The following is a 373-nucleotide window of genomic DNA, read 5'->3' on the forward strand; positions in this document are numbered from 1 at the left end:
CCGCTCGACTTGCATGTATTAGGCACGCCGCCAGCGTTCGTCCTGAGCCAGGATCAAACTCTCCATAAAAGTTAAGTTTAAATCTTGTATTGCTCAAAAAACTAATAATTGACGTTTACTTCATGTTTTGTTTAGTTTTCAAAGTTCATAATGGAGCGGGTGATGGGAATCGAACCCACGACCGAAGCTTGGAAGGCTTCTATTTTACCATTAAACTACACCCGCGAAATGGTCGGGAAGACAGGATTTGAACCTGCGACCCCCTGGTCCCAAACCAGGTGCTCTACCAAGCTGAGCCACTTCCCGTAATATGGCGCGCCCGAAAGGACTCGAACCCATAACCTTTTGATCCGTAGTCAAACGCTCTATCCAA

The 373-nt window shown here is 46.6% G+C and carries 2 tRNA genes and 1 rRNA gene; all 3 read right to left on the reverse strand.

The window, feature by feature from the left end:
* Positions 1-69: ribosomal RNA gene (locus BED47_RS14965) — 16S ribosomal RNA — on the reverse strand; the annotation flags it as partial.
* Positions 70-151: 82 nt separating this feature from the next.
* A tRNA-Gly gene (locus tag BED47_RS14970) sits at positions 152-225 on the reverse strand.
* Between the two features lie 4 nt (positions 226-229).
* A tRNA-Pro gene (locus tag BED47_RS14975) sits at positions 230-306 on the reverse strand.
* Positions 307-373 lie beyond the last annotated feature (67 nt).

It is taken from the genome of Gottfriedia luciferensis, from assembly GCF_001712755.1.
Classification (GTDB): Bacteria; Bacillota; Bacilli; order Bacillales; family Bacillaceae_G; genus Gottfriedia; species Gottfriedia luciferensis_B.